General features: G+C 41.2%; 13 protein-coding genes. 1 reads left to right on the forward strand and 12 read right to left on the reverse strand.

Annotated elements, in window-relative coordinates; genetic code table 11:
• Window positions 1-215: 215 nt before the first annotated feature.
• The 6 genes from hemL to hemA all read right to left on the reverse strand — a co-directional run bounded on the left by hemL (window position 216) and on the right by hemA (window position 6,653).
• Window positions 216-1,502 carry a glutamate-1-semialdehyde 2,1-aminomutase gene (gene hemL, locus ACE1TI_RS16615; RefSeq protein ID WP_375008677.1) on the reverse strand — a complete coding sequence of 429 codons (1,287 nt, stop codon included), beginning with the start codon at window positions 1,500-1,502 and terminating at the stop codon, window positions 216-218.
• Window positions 1,503-1,641: 139 nt separating this feature from the next.
• A complete protein-coding gene (gene hemB, locus ACE1TI_RS16620; protein ID WP_375008678.1) occupies window positions 1,642-2,625 on the reverse strand; it encodes a porphobilinogen synthase in 984 nt (327 codons plus the stop codon).
• A gap of 53 nt (window positions 2,626-2,678) precedes the next feature.
• On the reverse strand, window positions 2,679-3,449 hold the full coding sequence (locus tag ACE1TI_RS16625; RefSeq protein WP_375008679.1) for a uroporphyrinogen-III synthase: 771 nt from the start codon (window positions 3,447-3,449) through the stop codon (window positions 2,679-2,681).
• A complete protein-coding gene (hemC, locus tag ACE1TI_RS16630; protein WP_375008680.1) occupies window positions 3,446-4,381 on the reverse strand; it encodes a hydroxymethylbilane synthase in 936 nt (311 codons plus the stop codon). Before hemC ends, ACE1TI_RS16625 begins: the two co-directional genes overlap by 4 nt.
• Before the next feature lie 29 nt (window positions 4,382-4,410).
• Window positions 4,411-5,241 (reverse strand): cytochrome C assembly family protein, encoded by an 831-nt coding sequence (locus tag ACE1TI_RS16635; protein ID WP_375008681.1) that lies wholly within the window; start codon window positions 5,239-5,241, stop codon window positions 4,411-4,413.
• 17 nt (window positions 5,242-5,258) lie between these two features.
• Window positions 5,259-6,653: a glutamyl-tRNA reductase gene (gene hemA, locus ACE1TI_RS16640; RefSeq protein WP_375008682.1), complete on the reverse strand. Its 1,395-nt coding sequence runs from the start codon at window positions 6,651-6,653 to the stop codon at window positions 5,259-5,261.
• A gap of 256 nt (window positions 6,654-6,909) precedes the next feature.
• Here hemA and ACE1TI_RS16645 point away from each other — a divergent pair, with 256 nt between their 5' ends.
• On the forward strand, window positions 6,910-7,392 hold the full coding sequence (locus tag ACE1TI_RS16645) for a hypothetical protein (RefSeq protein WP_375008683.1): 483 nt from the start codon (window positions 6,910-6,912) through the stop codon (window positions 7,390-7,392).
• Between the two features lie 22 nt (window positions 7,393-7,414).
• Here ACE1TI_RS16645 and yihA read toward each other — a convergent pair whose 3' ends face one another.
• From yihA to tig, 6 genes are all read right to left on the reverse strand, one after another.
• Window positions 7,415-7,999, reverse strand: coding sequence for a ribosome biogenesis GTP-binding protein YihA/YsxC (gene yihA / locus ACE1TI_RS16650; protein ID WP_375008684.1), 585 nt, complete (start codon window positions 7,997-7,999; stop codon window positions 7,415-7,417).
• Window positions 7,986-10,319, reverse strand: coding sequence for an endopeptidase La (gene lon / locus ACE1TI_RS16655; RefSeq protein WP_375008685.1), 2,334 nt, complete (start codon window positions 10,317-10,319; stop codon window positions 7,986-7,988). Before lon ends, yihA begins: the two co-directional genes overlap by 14 nt.
• A 226-nt stretch (window positions 10,320-10,545) precedes the next feature.
• Window positions 10,546-12,225: an ATP-dependent protease LonB gene (gene lonB, locus ACE1TI_RS16660; RefSeq protein WP_375008686.1), complete on the reverse strand. Its 1,680-nt coding sequence runs from the start codon at window positions 12,223-12,225 to the stop codon at window positions 10,546-10,548.
• A 149-nt stretch (window positions 12,226-12,374) separates the two neighbouring features.
• A complete protein-coding gene (locus tag ACE1TI_RS16665) occupies window positions 12,375-13,763 on the reverse strand; it encodes an LVIVD repeat-containing protein (RefSeq protein ID WP_375008687.1) in 1,389 nt (462 codons plus the stop codon).
• Window positions 13,764-14,061: 298 nt separating this feature from the next.
• Window positions 14,062-15,342, reverse strand: coding sequence for an ATP-dependent protease ATP-binding subunit ClpX (gene clpX, locus ACE1TI_RS16670; RefSeq protein WP_375008688.1), 1,281 nt, complete (start codon window positions 15,340-15,342; stop codon window positions 14,062-14,064).
• A gap of 447 nt (window positions 15,343-15,789) precedes the next feature.
• On the reverse strand, window positions 15,790-17,112 hold the full coding sequence (gene tig, locus ACE1TI_RS16675; RefSeq protein WP_375008689.1) for a trigger factor: 1,323 nt from the start codon (window positions 17,110-17,112) through the stop codon (window positions 15,790-15,792).
• Between the last annotated feature and the right edge of the window lie 52 nt (window positions 17,113-17,164).

Raw genomic sequence — 17,164 nt, forward strand, 5'->3', positions numbered from 1 at the left:
AAATGCATCTACACGCAACTCCAATCTTTTTCTTGTTTCTTGGACAATTCAAGTGTAAAGGATTTTGGAGCTTGCGTGTTTTTTTATGTCTAAATTTTTTCATACCCCAACAATTATAATAGAGCCATTTTAATAAAGTTTTTTTAATACCCTACAATATAAAGCTTTCCCATAAAAAAATAAAGGGGCTGCCATCTTTAGGCCAGCCCCATTTCTTATTTTATTTTTGAAAAAGCTTTTTCTGCAGCTTCTATTGTGGCTGCAATATCTTCTGCCGTATGGGCCGTAGAAAGGAACATACCTTCAAATTGAGAAGGCGGCAGTGAAATGCCTTGCTGCATCATTTCTCTATAATACTTTCCAAACAAGCCAAGGTCGGACGTTTTGGCCGAATCAAAGTTAACAACTTTCTCATCAGTAAAGAAAAAGCCAATCATCGAACCAGCTCTGTTTATATGGTGTGGAATGCCATACTTAGAAGCTGCTTCGTCCAGCCCGTCTGCCAGTTGCTTCCCTAGCTTTTCAAATTCATCGTAGTGTTCAGGAGTTATTTGATTGAGTGTTTCGTAACCAGCTGTCATAGCAAGTGGATTCCCAGACAATGTTCCCGCCTGATAAATTGGACCGCTCGGTGCAATTTGTTCCATAATTTCTCTTCTGCCTCCGTAAGCACCGACTGGCAGGCCGCCGCCGATCACTTTCCCGAGACACGTTAAATCAGGAGTTACACCGTATACGCCCTGTGCACAGTTATATCCTGTACGAAATCCTGTCATAACTTCATCGAAGATAAGCAGGCTGCCACTTTGTTCTGTAATTTGACGTACGTTTTGAAGAAATCCTTCTTCAGGAGGGACTACTCCCATATTCCCTGCAACAGGTTCCATTATTACGGCTGAGATTTCTTCTCCGTATTTCTCAAAAGCAAGCTTCAAACTATCAAGATCATTATAAGGTACTGTTAAAGTATTTTGTGCAATCGATCCCGGTACACCAGGGCTGTCTGGAAGGCCTAGTGTCGCTACTCCAGATCCAGCTTTAATAAGCAAGGAATCACCGTGGCCGTGGTAGCATCCTTCCATTTTTACTATTTTGTCGCGGCCGGTAAATCCCCGGGCTAAACGAAGTGCGCTCATCGTAGCTTCCGTACCTGAATTCACCATACGAACGACTTCTACAGACGGAACCCGATCAATCACAAGTTCGGCTAATTTTGTTTCCATCTCATGTGACGACCCAAAGCTTGTTCCTTTTTCGGTCACTTTTTTCAACTGCTCCACTACATGATCATCAGCGTGGCCGCGAATTAGCGGTCCCCAGGAAAGAACATAATCAATGTACTCATTTTCATCAAGGTCTTTAATTTTAGACCCTTTTCCTTCCGTCATATAAACAGGGGCATGATCAACTGATTTATAAGCTCTTACTGGGCTGTTTACACCTCCAGGCATTAAAGGTTCCGCTTTGTCATAAGCAGCCTGGGATTTTTCGAAAGATCTCATCACAAGCACTCCTTTTGCATGCATACGTTTATCACTTATTTCACCACTTCTAGGGTATCAAATATGTAACGTGTTTGTCCTGTCCAACGTTCATTCAAATAACTGCCCTTCAGTAAAACCTGAGGGCAGTTGTTATCTCCTATTTGTCTTCTTCTATCCATTTTGCAGCGTCTATAGCAAAATAGGTAACGATTAAATCAGCACCAGCACGCTTCATGCTCGTTAGTTTTTCCATAACTACTTCTTTTTCATCAATCCAACCATTCTGCGCAGCAGCTTTAATCATGGCATATTCGCCAGACACATTATAAGCAACCACTGGAAGGCCTGTTTCATTTTTAACATCCCGAACAATATCTAAATAGGACAGAGCCGGTTTAACGATTAAAAAGTCTGCGCCTTCCTTCACGTCAGATTTTGCTTCTCGCAGTGCTTCTAAACGATTAGGCGGATCCATTTGATACGTTTTGCGATCACCAAAAGAAGGAGAGCTATGAGCGGCATCACGAAATGGACCGTAAAAGGCAGATGCGTATTTTACCGCATAGGACATCACAGGAATATCACTGTAGCCTGCTTCATCAAGTCCTTTACGTATAGCAGCAGTAAAGCCGTCCATCATGTTAGAAGGAGCGATAATATCTGCCCCGGCTTCTGCTTGTGAAACTGCCGTTTTTGTTAACAGTTCAAGAGAAGGGTCATTTAAAATAACTCCATTTTCAATAATGCCGCAGTGGCCGTGATCTGTGTACTGGCAAAGACACGTATCAGCAATTACAGTTAAACTTGGATTTTCTTCTTTAATCTGACGAATGGCCTTTTGGACAATACCGTTCTCTGCATAAGCTTCTGTGCCGCAATCATCTTTGTGGGCCGGAACCCCAAAAACAATAACAGAAAGAATGCCATGTTCTTCAAGCGTATCCATTTCCTCTTTTAAAAAATCCAAAGAGACTTGATGAACACCCGGCATAGAAGGTACTTCATTTTTCACTTTTTCCCCTTCTACCACAAAAATCGGGTAAATCAAGTCCTCTTTCCGAAGAACATTTTCTCTTACCATCGCACGAAGACCAGAAGACCGGCGCAGCCGTCGATGTCTGTGAAACTCCATATCACTCATACTCGTTCCTCCTCTATGAAAAACTTTCAATACTTAGCTTCATTTTTCAACATTCAGCACTTAACCATTGCCACTAATGCATCAACCATTCCCTCTACTGTGTATGGTTTAGCTGATCTTATATTCTTAAATCCAAATCGATCTGTTTCATTTTGTGTAATCGGACCAATACAGATAACGGGGATGTTTTCCCACATAGAGGTCTCCATGTCTTTAAGAAAACCGCAAAAAACTTTAACCGACGATGGGCTTGCAAAGGTTAGCACATCTAAGCGTTTTTCCCTTACAAGTTGTTGTAAGGTGTATTTATTTTCATAGAGCGGAGCACTCGTGTACAAAGGCATCTCTGTAACAAGAACTCCTGCTTCATTTAACACAGCTGGGATCACATTTCTAGCACGTGCGCTTTTTGGAAATAACACCCGCTCTCCAGCTTTCACCTTCTTACGTAAAAGCTTTGCTAACTCTTCCGCATAAAAATCATCAGGCATCAGGTCAATTTCCCATCCTGCTTTTTGAAGTGATTTTGCTGTTTTCCTGCCGACTGCTGCGATGCGCACATTTTTTAATAATGCAGTGTTGCTTTCTTCGAGAGCTTCTTGAAAAAAACGTACCGCATTGGCGCTGGTAAAAACAACCCAATCATAAGTGAGCTCTTTCAATATTCGCAGCTGCTGATTCCATTCTTCTTGCAAGCGTACGGGGTGAATTAAGGGAAGAACTTCAGCTGTTCCTCCCCTTTCTTCAATTAACCGAGCTAAACCAGCTGCTTGCCGGGCCGGCCTTGTGACAAGTACAGTGTACCCGGAAAGCGGCAGACTCATTGGTTATCAAGCTCCGCTTTTACTTTATCTAATATTTCTTTGGCACCTTGCTCTAAAAGAATATGAGCTGCGTCACGGCCGACCTGTTCAGGGTCTGCACCGCGCAAAGTTTCTTTTAATATCACTTTCCCATCCGGAGAACCGACAAGAGCGGTTAATTCCACTTCTCCATCCTCTTCTAAAATTGCATAACCGCCAATTGGCACCTGGCATCCACCTTCTACGGACTGTAAAAATGCCCGTTCTGCTGTTACTCTTTTTCTAACAGCTTCATCATTTAACTGAGCCAGCAGTTCAAGCACTTCCTTATCATCTTCCCTACACTCAAGCCCTAAAGCTCCCTGGCCTACAGCTGGAAGACACACATCAGGTTCGAGATACTGTGTTACAAGATCACCACCCCAGCCCATTCGTTCCAAGCCGGCAGAAGCTAAAATAATCGCATCGAAATTTTCTTCTCTCAATTTACGAAGTCTCGTTTCGATGTTTCCGCGTATCCATTGCACTTTTAAATCCGGACGGTATGAAAGAAGCTGTGCGGAACGGCGCAAACTGCTTGTGCCTACGATGGATCCAGCTGGGAGGTCTTCTAAACGTATATGATCGTTAGCAATGTAAGCATCCCGAGGATCCACCCGGTTTGTGATCGCTCCGATCGTAAATCCATCCTGCAGTTCACCCGGCATATCTTTCATGCTGTGCACCGCAATATCAATTTCCTTATCCTGCATGGCCTGCTCAATTTCTTTAACGAACAACCCTTTTCCTCCCACTTTAGAAAGGGTGACATCAAGAATTTTATCTCCTTTGGTTACTATTTTTTTGATCTCATAATTATACGGAAGGCCAAGTGTTTTTAATTCACTGATAACCCATTCTGTCTGTTTCATCGCTAAGTTGCTTTTTCTAGTTCCTAATACAATGGTACGCATGATTTACCTCCAAAGACGTTAATAACGGTTTAAAAATACCAGAAGTGAAAATCTGTCAGTTCTCCAGATAAAAAGTAATTAATTAACACTAATAAAAACCCTGCCAGGTTTAATAATGTCATATTGTAACCTCTGCGTTGTCTAACAGCCCATAGATATAGATATACACTGTAAACAATCAATACTGCCCCCGATCCTAATACCTTTGCATCCAGCAATGGCAGTTCCTCGAGCTGAATAGATGCCCATACAAATCCTAAAATTAAGCCTAGCAGCATACACGGCACTCCAAATAATGACATGAGAAAGGACAGCCGTTCCATTTTTGGCAGGTTTTCAAGCCTTAATAACTTTTTTCCCCATTGTTTCCTTTTTAATAACTGATGCTGCAGGGTATACATTGCTGCAAAAACAAAAGCCATGGTAAAAGCTGCATAGGATAATAAAATGAGCGTCACATGAACAACCAATAATTCAGATATAAGCAAATCATTTAACTCGGCCGGCACGTCTCCATCCGGTGTAAATAGGCTGAATGCCATGATGACAAATCCAACTACATTGGTAAAAAAAACGAGAAAATCCATACGGAAAAACCGATTAATTACCAAAGATAAAGTGACAAGCAGCCAGGCATAAAAAAACAGCCCTTCAAACGGTGTAATAACGGGCGGTCTGTCGAATTGCAGCGCCCGGATGAAGAAAAAGATTGTTTGCAGCACCCAGACAATAGAAAGCAACCAGAAGGCGATACGGTTCACCTTCCGGTTGTTCTGCAAAAAGTCAATAAAATATCCTAATACACTAAGGCTGTATAACACAATGGTCACAACATAAATAACACCGGCTGCAGCAACCATATGTTAAAACTCCTCTCTTAGGAGCGGACTTTCACGTCTTTACCATAGGCGTAAGGGAGGAGAGAACGTTTCTTTTTACTTTTCCATTCCGTTTCTGCTTCCTCTACTTTTGCCTGCTGTTCTTCCGCTTCCTTCGCCAGTTCCACTTCTTCTTCTAATGCAAATATCTCCGTAAACAAAGCAAGCGTTTCATCTGCATCCGGCTCCGCAGCAAGTTCTTTTGCTCTTGTGATCGGATCCCGAAGCATCTGGTTGATAATGCTTTTTGTATGTTTACGCAACACTTTTTTTTCCCGCTCACTCAAGTCAGGAAGCTTCCGTTCAATACTTTCCATCGTTTCTGCTTGAATATTTAACGCTTTTGTACGCAAAGCAGAAATGACAGGAACTACTCCAAGGGTATGAACCCAATCTTTAAATCGAGCCAGCTCTACTTGAACCATTTCTTCTATTTTTTCAGCTTCTTGTTTCCGTTCTTCTAAATTGGCAGCTACAATGCCTTGTAAATCATCAATATCGTACAAGAAAATGTTGTCGAGGCTGTCAATCGCCGGATCGAGGTCTCTTGGAACAGCAATATCAACCATAAACAACGGCCGGCCTTTTCGCTGTTTCAACACTTTCTCTACCATCTTTTTATTAATAACGTAGTCTCCGGAGCCTGTGGAAGAAATAATAATATCAGCTTCAGCAATACTGGACTGAAGATGATCCATACTTTCGGCTTTTCCAAGAAATTTTTCAGCAAGTTCAGCAGCTTTAGCATACGTACGGTTCAAAACCGTTATTTCTGCTGCACCGCTTGAATGAAGATGCTTAGCAGTAAGCTCACTCATCTTTCCTGCACCAAGCACCATCACATGCTTGTCCTTAAAATCACCCAAAATTTTCTTACCCAGCTCCACCGCTGCATAACTCACAGATATCGCATTGTCGTTAATTTCTGTTTCGTTGTGAGCCTTTTTCGCAAACGTTACCGCCTGTTTAAATAATTCATTAAATACTGTGCCGGTAGCTCCTTCCGCCTGAGCTAGAAGAAAGCTGTCTTTTACCTGGCCTAGAATCTGAGTCTCACCTAACACCATAGAGTCAAGGCCGGTCACAACCCGGAATAAATGCTGAATAGCTGCATCATTCTCACGGATGTTTAAATAAGAGCCAAAGTCTTCTACTGGCATTTCGAACCATTCGGATAAAAACTTTTTTATAAAATGGCGTCCGGTGTGCAGCTGATCAGCAACGGCATAAATCTCTGTCCGATTGCATGTAGAAACAATCGTGCACTCTAAAATGCTTTTCATGCCGCGTAGCTGATGAAGCGCATCCGGAAGGGTATCTTCCTGAAACGCCAATTGTTCTCTTATTTCTACAGGGGTTGTTTTATAATCTAGCCCGGCTGCTAATATATGCATGATGTGTCACCCCCACTAATTTTACTTCAAAAAGCGGATGCGCTCTAAGCCGCTGCGATCAATTTGATGTATACCGCTTATTGAACCCCAATTACTTATTTTGTACATTTTATCATTTTTAAGTTTACTACACATAGTTATACCATTTTCATTATACCATGCACATTAACAGTCTCAAAAATTAAATGTGAACAGTCCCTGACATCTATGATAAGATGAGTAATCGATAATAACCATAAGCTGACGGAGGCCCATCATGAAAAAACAAAGCATCTTCTACGGTATACTTTTGGCTGGTATCGGTCTTCTTCTGTTCATTCAAACGTGGAACCTCTCCGTGCCGGCACAATGGCTGGAATGGCCGACCATCCTGTTGATTATAGGACTGGCCTTTACTGCTGAAGCCCTGACTTCCCGTGCTTCGCTTTCATTCCTGCCCGGAATATTATTATTGATGATCGGTATTCATTTGCACCTTACCAGACTATTTTCTGAATGGCCTGACCATCCTGGGATGTACGGTGCGTTTGTAGGTGTTGCTATTTTAATGGATTACTTAAAAACAAAATCTTCCGGATGGTTCAGCGGTTTATTACTATTAGCAGCAGGATCTGCTTACTTTTTTGATGAAGAGCTCTACCGCATAACCGGGAGTACGATATTATCACAGGCTTTTCGTTTTGCTCCGTTTGTTCTATTAGGGATTGGTATTTATTTAGCTGTTTTTAAAAAAAGATAAACTGGATATTTTTTCCTTGCCTTTATGAGGTAAGGTTTTTTATTTCTTTCCACGCCTCTTCTTTACCTTGGCCTGATTCTGAGGAAAATAAAATGATTTTATCATCTTTTTCCAATTCTAATGTTTCTTTTACTTGTTTTAAGTGTTTTGGCCGTTTATTTTTGGTTACTTTATCGGCTTTTGTAGCAATAACAATGACCGGAACCTCAAAATACTTCAAATACTCGTACATTTGAACGTCCTCAGCGCTCGGTTTATGTCTGATGTCTACTATCTGCACAACCCCGCAAAGCTCTTCCCGTTCAGAAAGATACGTTTCAATCATCTTTCCCCAGGAAGCTCTTTCGGTTTTTGAAACTTTCGCATAGCCATAACCTGGCACGTCCACAAATATAAGCTCATCATTAATGTTATAAAAATTTAATGTCCGTGTTTTTCCTGGTTTCGAAGACGTATGGGCTAAATTCTTTCTGGTTAACAATGTATTGATAAATGTAGATTTCCCTACATTTGACCGTCCTGCCAGGGCAATTTCCGGCAGGCGGTTATTTGGGTATTGTTCTGTTTTTACGGCGCTGATGATTAGCTCCGCCTTATTTACCTTCATGTTCCTCCCCCAATGCATGTTTTAATACTTCATCTAAGTGTGAAACCGTAATAAAGGTAAGGTCTTCTCTAACACTTTCCGGAATGTCTTCGAGGTCTTTTTCATTTTCTTTTGGAATAATGACTTTTTCCAGTCCTGCTCTGTGAGCACTCATGCTTTTTTCTTTCAACCCTCCAATTGGAAGGACTCTTCCTCTTAGAGTAATCTCTCCGGTCATGCCTACTTCTTTTTTCACTCTGCGGCCGGTCAAAGCTGAAATAAGAGCAGTTGCCATCGTAATCCCTGCAGACGGACCATCTTTAGGAGTTGCTCCTTCTGGCACGTGTATATGAATATCATATTTTTCATGAAAGTCCGGTTCAATGTTTAAGTCATCTGAGCGGGAGCGGATGTAGCTGAAAGCAGCCTGCGCAGACTCTTTCATCACATCGCCGAGCTTACCTGTTAACGTCAACTCACCTTTTCCTTTTGCAATCGACACTTCAATAGATAACGTATTGCCTCCGCCGGTAGTATAGGCAAGACCTGTTGCCGCGCCAATTTGGTCTTCATCCTCTGCCTGACCGTAACGGAATTTAGGTTTCCCCAGCATTTCTTCTACTGTATTCGGCGTGACAATGACTCTTTTTCTTTCACCTGACACAATTTTTTTCGCAGCTTTGCGGCAGACGGTTGCTATTTCTCTTTCTAAGCTTCTCACCCCTGCTTCTCTGGTGTAATAACGGATGAGTTTAAGCAGGGCGTCATCTTTCACTTGAATTTTACCTTTGGTCAAACCATGCTCTTTAATTTGCTTTGGCAATAGATATCCTTTCGCAATCCCCTGCTTTTCAATTTCTGTATAGCCCGCAATCGATATAATTTCCATGCGGTCCAACAATGGTTCAGGAATAGCAGAGACATTATTCGCCGTTGTAATAAACATTACTTTAGAAAGATCATACGTTTCTTCGATATAATGATCGCTAAAAGAATTGTTCTGTTCCGGGTCTAATACTTCCAGCATGGCAGATGACGGATCCCCGCGGAAGTCGCTTGCCATTTTATCAATTTCATCAAGTAAAAAAACCGGATTGACTGAGCCTGCTTTTTTCATGCCCTGAATAATACGTCCAGGCATCGCTCCTACATACGTACGGCGGTGACCGCGTATTTCTGCTTCATCTCTTACGCCGCCTAGTGAGATTCGCACAAACTTTCTTTCAAGGGCACGCGCCACAGAACGAGCCAGTGAAGTTTTACCTACTCCAGGAGGGCCTGACAAACACAATATAGGGCCTTTTAAAGATTCAGTCAGTTCTTGTACAGATAAATATTCCAAAACCCGCTCTTTTACTTTATCTAAACCGTAGTGGTCTTCGTCCAAAATCTCCTGCGCGTTGTTAATGTCCAGCCGGTCGGTTGTTTCTTCCGTCCACGGAAGCTGCGTTAGCCATTCAATATAATTTCGGATAACAGAACTTTCAGCGGAAGTAGAAGGCATTTTTTCATAGCGGTCTAATTCTTTATATGCTTTTTCTTCTACATTTCCCGGCATGTTTGCTTCTTCTATTTTCTCTCGCAGTTCCTCGACTTCGCCAGCTTTACCTTCTTTATCTCCAAGCTCTTTTTGAATAGCTTTCATCTGCTCACGGAGATAATATTCTTTCTGTGTTTTTTCCATCGATTTTTTAACGCGCTGGCCTATTTTTTGTTCGAGCCCTAGCACTTCTTTTTCATTATTTAATATTTCCAAAATGCTCATGAGCCGTTCGCGCACATTTACTGTTTCAAGCAATGCTTGTTTTTCCGACACCTTGAGAGGAAGATGAGAGGAAACAATATCTGCTAGACGACTTGGTTCAGCTATGTCTTGTACAGATTGCAGCGTTTCATTGGAAACTTTTTTTGATATGTTCACATATTGCTCAAACTGGTCCAGTACATTTCTCATTAGAGCCTGTTCCTCAGAGCCATTGCCGTCTTCGTCTTCATTTAAGACTGTCATTTCTATTTCAAAATAATCTTCTCTATCGAGGAAACGATTAATTTTACCACGTTCGAGCCCTTCTACAAGCACACGTATCGTTCCATTTGGAAGCTTCAGCATCTGCTTTACTTTTGCTAAAGTACCTATATGATACATATCTTCTTCATCTGGTTCATCTACTGATAAATCAATCTGACTGGTTAGAAAAATTTCGCTGTCATCTACCATTGCCTGTTCTAAAGCCTGCACCGATTTTTCCCTGCCTACATCAAGATGAAGAACCATCGTAGGAAATACCAGTAATCCTCGAAGCGGAAGCAAAGGTATGTTACGCGTAGTTTGTTCACTCATCAGACAACACCCCCAATAATCTGTTCATAGTATGACTACCACAGTAGGGTTATCATACATGTACTGAATGATTCTATGTATTCATTCTTGTGAAAAAAAAGCCCGCTTTTAAACTGCATCTTTTTGAAGCGGGCCTTTCCTTCTTATTCTTTTATACCCAATGTACCAGACTCTTTAACAATTCTATCCTATTAATGAACCGTTTGTCTAATGACCGGCTTTATTTTTAAGACAGTTCTGCAGGAGAAACAGGGGTTTCGTGAAGCGGAAGAACAGATTCTTTCCACTCTTCTTTTTCATCGGCAGATAAAGCTGCTTTTAACAGTTCTTCCATTCTTTTTATGGGCTGAACTTTCACGCCATCGTATTTATGAAAAGACTTCTGGTCATTTTCGTGAGGGATAAAAATATGAGTTGCTCCAGCTTTAACTGCAGCCTCCACTTTTGCAGCTACTCCCCCTACCGGTTTAATATCACCATGGATACCGAGTTCACCAGTTACCGCTGCTTTTTCTTTCACTTCAAAGCGCTTAATACCAGAGTAAATGGCAAGAGCCATTGCTGCACCAGCAGACGGCCCATCTATGGGAATGCCTCCTGGGAAGTTTACATGAATATCATATTCTTTTACAGGTAAATGCAAGGATTGAAGAACAGTAACAACATTTTCTACTGAGCTCTTTGCAAGGCTTTTTCTTTTCATGGAATAAGAAGGACTTCCATGGTTTTCTTCTTCTACAATTCCGGTAACCGTTACCTCGCCTTTTCCTTTCACTTTCTTAGCTGTGGCTTCAATTTCAATCAGCATACCGTTACCCGCACCCGTAACAGCGAGACCATTGACGACCCCAACTTCCGGCTCTTTTCTCACTTGCTTTTCGAGGCGGGGACTTAGCCGGCTTGCTGCAACCACCCACTCTATAACCTCTTTATTTATTTCGTGTTTATTCTCTTCGACGGCTACACCTGCTGCAATTTGTACCGTATTAACTGCTTCTCTTCCGTTATGAGCATACTCTGACACAAGATTTGCAGCTTCTTCAGTCAGTTTAATTTTACTTTTATTCGCAGCATGTACGGCAATCGTTTTTATTTCATCCTTATCAAGACCGCGAAAATATATTTCCATACAGCGGGAACGCAGAGCTGCCGGGAGTTCTTCAGGTCTGCGTGTAGTGGCACCGACCAGCCGGAAATCTGCCGGCAGGCCATTTTGAAATATATCATGAATATGAGCAGGAATTTGTCTGTTCTCTTCACTATAGTATGCGCTTTCAAGAAATACTTTTCTATCTTCAAGCACTTTTAGCAATTTATTTAATTGAATCGAATGAAGCTCTCCAATTTCATCAATAAAGAGCATTCCCCCGTGCGCTTTAGTCACTGCTCCCTGTTTCGGCTGTGGAATGCCGGCCTGGCCCATCGCTCCTGCCCCCTGGTAAATAGGATCATGAACTGACCCTATCAGAGGATCGGCAATTCCTCTGTCATCAAAGCGTGAAGTGGCTCCGTCCATCTCTACAAAGGCTGCATCTTTTTTAAAAGGAGAAAGGGGATTGCTTTTGGCGATTTCAAGCACCAATCTGGCGGCAGCTGTTTTTCCTACCCCAGGCGGACCATATATCAGCACATGCTGAGGATTTTCTCCACAGATGGCTGCTTTTAATGCTTTGACTCCCTCTTTTTGACCAATAACCTCTTTTAAATCGGAAGGACGCACTTTCTCTGATAATGGCTCAGATAATGACACGGACCGTAATCGCCTTAACTGTTCCATTTCTTTCTTAGATTCTCTATCCACCGTCACTTTTTGTGAACGCTGGTTTTTTAATAAATTCCAAAAATACATTCCAATGATAACCCCGAAAATCAGCTGCACTAGCAGTGCAATCGTAGTGAAATGCATCAGATATTCCCCCTTTTCCATCCGTCTATATGGTCTTTAGTATGGTTGATCTTCTTTAAAATCATACGAGATCAAAAGGGGGGAAAAATAAAGAAAGCCTATGTCCCGCCAGTGCAGGGTGATAGGCTTTCTCTATAAATTCTATCGTTTTATTTATTTTCATTTCCATTGTTTTTCTGAAGAACTTTTAAGCCGCTTTGCATGTCTGAAGCAAGGATGTAGTTACGGTCCACAAAGACACCCCACACATCTGCCCATTCGGATTGATACTGTCCAATTTGTTCAGGATTAGAAGGGTCTGTAATGTCAACCATGTATACACCGCCTGCATAATGGGACAAATACAAAGTATTGCCGCGTACTTTTGGATCATGTACTGTATTGGCAAAAGTCACTCCATCTTCAATATTATCAACAAGATCTGTTTTAAATTCACTTAACAGTTTCGGATCGCTTTGATTACTTATATCAAAAATACGAGTGTAGCCGTACGATTCTTCATAGCCATCTTTTGCAGGGTCATAAACTTCTCTTGTTTCAATCAAGACGTTACCGCCTTTTGCCGTGGCGCTCGAATGCGCAGAGCCCTGCTGGTCAGAGGCATATTCTGTACGACTTAAAAAAGTCGGGTTTTCTGGATCCGATATGTCTAGAATAATCGTGCCTAAATCCCAGAAAGAAAGATAAGCCCGGGTCCCTTGTTCATTAGCCATCGTGCTGTGATTAAAGACCGGCCGCGTTTTTCCTTCTGGCGCTTCCCAATGATATCCATTAAAATCTTCGGGTACGTTTTCTAACTCTCTTGGATCAAATTCATAAATCGTCTCTGGATTAGCAGGATCTGCCACATCTACAATTTGAAAATCTTTTGATTCTCCGTGAGTATAGTAATCAGCGTACGGATTAGCCGTTAAGACAAGAGGCCGGCCGTTCTGTATCGTTAAGTATAATTCATGGGTGCCAATTGTTCGTTTATCTACTTCCCAAAACCCTAACTTTTCAGGCTCATGCGGATCAGTCACATCGTACAGCAAGAATCCGCCCCGGCTTTCTGGATGTTCACTATCTATCTGCTGGACACTCACTACAGCCAAATCTCCCTTAAAATGCTCTGTGTTCACAGGCTTTACAATTACTTTTTCCTGCCATGTACCTGGAATTTCATCAGCAAATGAAGATACTTTTTCTGGATTAGATGGATCTTTTAAATCGTATACATGAACACCGCCATTTGCTTGATCTCCTGTCAAGTGAGTTCCAGCATAGGCATGCCCTTTATAAGAATAAACATCAGCCATGGTCGTTTTGTAGCCATCTTCATGATCTTCAAGCTCTACTGCTGCCACTTCTTTTAAATGCTTTACATTTTTTGTTCCTTCTAATACCGGCCCATCAAAATCATAGTCCAGATCATCGTAGTTGACCCCTTTTTCAACACTGTCCCCCAGTTTGTCATGAGCTTGTCCTATACCAGCCGGCCAAAGCAAAGCTGTCGTAAGTACCCCGGTCAGCATATAATGAAACCCCTGTTTTTTCATATCTTCACCCCTTGGCTTTGTAATATACTTAGATTATCAAAGTATTTTAAAAAAACAATTAGTCTTTGGAATTATTTGGTTAACTGCTTTTTCTGAAGTGAGAAAAGACTCATTCTCGTACTTTTAAAGAAAAAACGCTATGTTATTAGAAAATTTCAACTTTTTCTTTTTTCACGTATGTTGTTTTTAAAGTCCCGCTACCTATTTAACGTTTCTATTGTAATGGGATATTTTACCTAAAGTCCAAATAAAAAAACCGCTTTGACATAGAATGCCAAAGCGGTGCTGACTTTTTCTATTAGGCACTTTCGCTTTTCTTGGTTTCTGCTTGTTCCAACGAAACTTCTTTACCGTCTTTTGTCTTTAAAACAGGAGATGACCCTTCTGTTACACTTTCTGCTGTAATTGTGCAGGTAGCAATATTATCTTTTGAAGGTAGGTCATACATTACATCGAGCATAATTCCTTCGATGATCGAGCGAAGACCGCGAGCACCCGTTTTCCGTTCAATTGCTTTTTGAGAAATTTCTTTTAATGCGTCGTCTGTAAATTCTAATTCTACTTCATCAATCTCAAGCAATTTTTGGTATTGCTTTACGAGGGCATTTTTTGGCTGGGTTAAAATTTCCACCAATGCTTTCTCATCGAGTTGAGAGAGACTAGAAATAACAGGCAGACGACCGATAAATTCCGGGATCAGTCCATAGCGAAGCAAATCCTCCGGCAAAATTTTGCTCATGTATTCGTCTTTATCTAAATCAGACTTTTCCATTTCAGAACCGAAGCCTATTACTTTTTTACCAAGGCGTTGCTTTACAATTTGATCAATTCCATCAAATGCCCCGCCGCAAATGAACAAGACATTGCTTGTGTCAATTTGTATAAATTCCTGGTGAGGATGCTTACGTCCGCCTTGTGGTGGAACGCTTGCTGTTGTCCCTTCTAAGATCTTTAACAGGGCCTGCTGTACCCCTTCACCGGAAACATCCCGTGTAATGGATGGGTTCTCAGATTTTCTTGCTACTTTATCAATTTCATCGATGTAGATGATTCCTTTTTCTGCTTTTTCTACATCATAGTCTGCAGCTTGAATGAGTTTAAGCAGAATGTTTTCAACGTCTTCTCCTACATACCCAGCTTCAGTCAATGAAGTCGCATCAGCAATAGCAAATGGAACGTTTAAGATGCGAGCCAATGTTTGTGCTAGTAGGGTCTTCCCGCTTCCTGTAGGTCCAATCAAGCAGATGTTACTTTTTGCAAGCTCTACATCTTCTGGTTTTGTAGCTGAATTAACACGTTTATAATGATTATATACAGCAACGGACAAAGACTTTTTGGCCCGCTCCTGACCAATAACATAATCATCTAGAATTTCATTAATTTCATAAGGTTTCGGAATTTCCTCTAATTCCACCTCTTCTTCTGTTCCCAGTTCTTCCTCTACGATTTCCGTGCATAGCTCAATGCACTCATCACATATATAAACTCCAGGACCAGCCACCAGTTTACGTACTTGATCCTGTGTTTTTCCGCAAAAAGAACATTTTAATTGTCCTTTTTCTTCATTAAACTTAAACATGGTCTTCACCCCTTACTTATATATTGTACACGAACCTTTCATAATCAGTACACTAAAACAACTTTTTTCCCTTTTCTTTTGGAAAATGCGGTGCACTTTTTTACAAATCCGATGAACAGGTCATGGTTTGCATTGTATCATACAAAAAGACTCGACATGAAATAATACGATAAAAAGCAAGGAATATCCTGCCTTACCAAGCTGTGAAACTTCAATTAGTCTTCCCGTTCTTAAAAAAAACATCCTTTTTAATCAAAAAGTCTAAATATTATCCTATGTATGGTTCTAAGCAGCGCGAATAAATATCCTTGTGTATGCTACCTACTATACCCTTTTTTTATCAGCCGTAAAAGGAAAAAAAGAAATTTTTGGCGGCAATCCAGGTTTTACCATAGGTGAAAACAAGCCCTAAAAGTCATAACGGCTTTTAGGGCTTGTGGTTAATATTTATTCTTCACTTTCATCCTTTTCTTTTTTTGGCACGGTTTTGCTTTCTTCTACAAGCAAATCAATTGCTTTTTGTATGCGAAGATCTCCTTTAAGCGCATCCGTACCACCTTGCATAGCAAGCAAGTTGCGGATTTCTTCTTTATCACGCTGATAGGTTTCAGCCATTTTATCCAGTTCTTTTTCTGCGTCTTCATCTGTTACTTCTACATTTTCAGCATCAGCAATCGCCTCTAATGTAAGGTTCATTCTTACTCGCTTTTCAGCTTCCGGCTTAAATTGCTCTTTCATGCCTTCTTCATCTGTACCTGCAACTTGATAGTACATATCTAGAGACATTCCTTGTGCCTGCAGGCGCTGATCGAATTCTTGCATCATACGTTCAATTTCTGTAGAGATCATAGCATCCGGGATATCAATTGTTGCGTTTTCAGATGCTTTTTCGACAACTGTATCACGCTCATGATGCTCTTTAGCATGCTCTTTATCATGCTTAAGTTTTTCTTCTTGCTTTTTCTTCAATTCATCAAGTGTTTCTACATCTTCGTCCACGTCTTTAGCAAATTCATCATCCAATTCTGGAAGTTCTTTTCGCTTAATATCATGAACTTTCACTTTAAATGTCGCTTCTTTGCCAGCAAGATCTTCTGAATGATACTCTTCCGGGAAGGTAACAACCACATCTTTTTCTTCTCCAGCTTTCATTCCGACAACTTGCTCTTCAAATCCTGGAATGAATTGGCCAGAGCCAATTTCAAGAGAATAATTTTCAGCTTGTCCACCTTCAAAAGCTTCACCGTCAACAAATCCTTCAAAGTCTAAAACAACAGTATCGCCGTTTTCGACTTCTCCGTCTTCGACAACAACAAGCTCTGCCTGCTTTTCTTGAAGTTGTTTTAATTCTTGTTCGACCTCTTCAGCCGTTACGGTAGTATCATATTCTTCTACTTCCAGCCCTTTGTATTCTCCAAGCTGTACTTCAGGTTTTACCGTAACAGTTGCTTTAAATACAAAGTTTTCCCCTTTTTCGACCTGTTCGACATCAATTTCCGGGCGATCTACCGGTTCAATCCCTGCTTCTTCTACTGCTTCTGAATAAGCTTCAGGAAGAATAATATCAATAGCGTCTTGATAAAGAGCTTCAACTCCAAAGCGCTGTTCAAAAATCTTGCGTGGTATTTTTCCTTTTCTAAAACCAGGAACGTTTACCTGCTTTCTTACTTTTTTAAATGCTTCGTCCAGTGCGTTGTCGAATTTCTCAGATTCTACATCGACAGTCAACACGCCCTGGTTGCCTTCTAGCTTTTCCCAATTGGCGCTCATTTATCTTTTCCCTCCAAGTTTCATAGGTAATATCCGTTTTTACAACCACTAC

This window comes from Alteribacillus sp. JSM 102045 (assembly GCF_041949975.1).
GTDB lineage: Bacteria > Bacillota > Bacilli > Bacillales > Marinococcaceae > Alteribacillus.